Raw genomic sequence first — 3,188 nt, forward strand, 5'->3', positions numbered from 1 at the left:
AATGGTTGTTGGGTTTGATACCAGCTTTATCAATCACCAAGTGAGCGCCAACTTCCAAGATCCAGAAAATCAATCTGGTGAGCAGCTGACACGCCGAGCTAAGAAGATTTATAAATATAATGCAGTGGCTAGTTTCGATGAAGTTGATGTTTCTATAGGTTACCAATATGTAGGTGAACGACCTGACTTCTCTGAGGATCTTACGGCATATAGCTTGCTCGATGTTTCAGTTAACTACTATGCGAATGAAAACCTAACCTTAAATGGTCGAGTAGATAACTTAACAGATGAAGAGTATGAAACTGCTGGTGGATACCCATCGCCAGAGCGTACATATTACGTGAATGCTACTTACCAATTCTAACTAACACCTAAACCGCCCTCGGGCGGTTTTTTCTTATTGGGTATATCAATGAAAAAGAAAGTCGTCATAAGCTGGTCATCAGGCAAGGACTCCACACTAACCCTCGAGCGTTTACTTGAAAGCAACGAATATGAAGTTGTTGCACTCTACACAACTTATGTTGGAGATGAAGTCCCTTTCCAAGTAACTCCTATAGACGTAGTAGCAATGCAAGCAAAGTTGATCGGCTTGCCACTTATCACCATCGAGCTTCCGGAAGTGTTCCCAAGCAACGAGGTTTACCAAAGTACGATTGTCTCGGCACTTAAAGATTCTGGCTTATCGATTGATGCCGTCGCATTCGGTGATATGTTTTGTAACGGCATTGCGGACTATAGAAGAAGCTATATTGAACCTGCAGGCTGGGAGTGTGTGTTTCCTCTTATGGGAGAGAGCAGTCAGGTGCTAGCACAAGAGATAATAGATAGAGGCATCGAAACTTTTCTCGCCACTGTCGAAAATAATGTATTAGATATTAGCTACTGCGGGCTGAAATATACCGATGAGTTAATAGCAAGCTTACCGAACCATGTTGATCCGTGTGGTGAAGATGGTGAGTTTCATACCCTAGTGACCTCTGCGCCATGCTTTAGAGGAAAGCTTGATATAGAGCTCGAAGTGATAGAGCAAGGTGAACGTTTTGTACATCAACGTTATCGAGCTTGCATTGTATAGCGTGAGGATTTGCGAAAACTAAGTGAAGGGGTATTATTGCTGCGAAACTACATATAGGTAATCGTTGTGTCGGATAGTCTACAAAAAAATATATTGGTCTTTGATTCTGGGGTAGGTGGGTTATCTGTCTATAAAGAGATAAGTCAGCTATTACCCAATCATAATTATATCTATGTATTCGATAACGAAGCTTACCCGTATGGCGAGCTCGATCAGCAGGTTCTGATTAGTAGAGTTCAGAGTATTGTGGCTAGCTTCGTGGACAGTCATGCTATTGATATCGTTGTTATTGCATGTAACACCGCCAGTACGATTGTTCTCCCTACACTCCGTGCTAATAATGTCATTCCAATCGTTGGGGTAGTCCCAGCGATCAAGCCTGCTTCCTTATTAGCGAATAAAGCTGTTGGCCTTATTGCGACTCCGGCAACCATCACCCGTGAATACACACATGAACTGATCAAGAACTTTTCTATTAATAAGAGGGTTGAACTTTTGGGCTCGACTCGGCTGGTGGATATGGCCGAAGATAAGCTCAGAGGAGAGGCAATAAATATAGAAGAGCTCAAGCAAATCCTTCAGCCGATGATTAATGTCATTGATGTTGCTGTTTTAGGCTGTACCCATTTCCCACTAATAAAGTCTGAGATTCAGCAAGTATTAGGCAAAAGCGTGGTATTGGTTGATTCGGGCAAAGCGATAGCTAAACGAGTCCAAGAGTTGTTGGGTTTAGAAAGTGGTCATGAAGAAGGGGGAGTGAGAGAGGTTTTTTGTAGTGCACTTCCCAATAAAGAAAGTGCACTAGATAGTATGTTGAAGCAGTTAGGGTTTAGTTCTGTTCAGATTCGTCCGCTTCAGGATGCTTAGGATCATTTGCAACACGTACTTTTAAAGTTCGTTGCATGTAATCTTTGTCGTTAAGAGCAGAGATCGCATGATTCACATCATTACTTGCCATAACAACAAATCCAAAGCCTCTTCTTTTACCAGTACGCTTGTCTTTCATTAAGCGTACTGCAAAGACTTCACCATGTTCTGAGAATAATTCACGAACATGCGATTCGTTCGCCTTGTATGGAAGGTTACCCACATAAAGCGTTTTCGTTGAAGCTTTAGTTTCTGAATCTGATTTTGAGTCGGTGCTTGAAAAGTTAACAACAAAAGCGGAAGCCAAGACACCAAGGATAAAGGTAATTGCAGGCGATATATCTACCTGAGAGAAAACAATGCCGCCTAATACAGCCAGTGCGACAATTAACAACATCGATTTTTTTGAGTTCATATCGGAATACTACATATTAATAAACGAAATAGAAGCATCTACCATTAACAAAATAGACACATGAATCTTACGTTCATGCCTTGCAATTTTCCAATGTATTGCTGTGATACGTTTCAAATGTTTAGTTTTTATTCGAAAAATGCGGATCTGGTGGCTTTTTAGGCGAACAAAACTTTTATTTCAAAAAGCCCTTGTGCTCTAACTCAATCTCTCTATAATGCCGCCTCACCGACACGGAGTGAGACGAAAGTCACACAGCGAAATCGGTCGAAAAAAGAGTTTGAAAATAAACCTTGACTCTCAAAACGGTGCTAGTATAGTACGCACCCCTAGCGACTGAGATGAAAATCACAAAACGCTAGCGCTCTTTAACAATTTAAACCTATCAATCTGTGTGGGCACTCGTTGATGAATATCAAAATTGATTCTTAGGAATCACATTGATTTCAATGGACTGAGTGACCAATCGATAATTTATTATCGGCACAGTCAATTCATTATCATTCTGTTGGAATGGTAATAGCTTTAAAATTACTTTTTGTAGTTTTGAAGTCAGTATTCATTGAGTCACCAAAATCTTAAATTGAAGAGTTTGATCATGGCTCAGATTGAACGCTGGCGGCAGGCCTAACACATGCAAGTCGAGCGGAAACGAGTTATCTGAACCTTCGGGGAACGATAACGGCGTCGAGCGGCGGACGGGTGAGTAATGCCTAGGAAATTGCCTTGATGTGGGGGATAACCATTGGAAACGATGGCTAATACCGCATAATGCCTACGGGCCAAAGAGGGGGACCTTCGGGCCTCTCGCGTCAAGATATGCCTAGG

General features: G+C 41.8%; 3 protein-coding genes, 1 rRNA gene and 1 pseudogene. 4 read left to right on the forward strand and 1 reads right to left on the reverse strand.

What is annotated here, in order from left to right; all coding sequences use genetic code 11:
• The 3 genes and pseudogenes from A3712_RS21575 to murI all read left to right on the forward strand — a co-directional run.
• A pseudogene (locus tag A3712_RS21575) lies at window positions 1-364 on the forward strand (TonB-dependent receptor); the annotation flags it as partial.
• Between the two features lie 48 nt (window positions 365-412).
• On the forward strand, window positions 413-1,078 hold the full coding sequence (locus tag A3712_RS21580; RefSeq protein WP_063524998.1) for an ATPase: 666 nt from the start codon (window positions 413-415) through the stop codon (window positions 1,076-1,078).
• Between the two features lie 60 nt (window positions 1,079-1,138).
• On the forward strand, window positions 1,139-1,945 hold the full coding sequence (gene murI / locus A3712_RS21585; RefSeq protein WP_063524999.1) for a glutamate racemase: 807 nt from the start codon (window positions 1,139-1,141) through the stop codon (window positions 1,943-1,945).
• Here the strand turns inward: murI and A3712_RS21590 are convergent.
• Window positions 1,908-2,360, reverse strand: coding sequence for an RNA recognition motif domain-containing protein (locus A3712_RS21590; RefSeq protein WP_004740566.1), 453 nt, complete (start codon window positions 2,358-2,360; stop codon window positions 1,908-1,910). The genes murI and A3712_RS21590 overlap by 38 nt on opposite strands.
• Before the next feature lie 580 nt (window positions 2,361-2,940).
• Between A3712_RS21590 and A3712_RS21595 the strand changes: the two genes are divergently transcribed.
• Window positions 2,941-3,188: ribosomal RNA gene (locus tag A3712_RS21595) — 16S ribosomal RNA — on the forward strand; the annotation flags it as partial.

This window comes from Vibrio sp. HI00D65 (assembly GCF_001635455.1).
Lineage (GTDB): Bacteria > Pseudomonadota > Gammaproteobacteria > Enterobacterales > Vibrionaceae > Vibrio.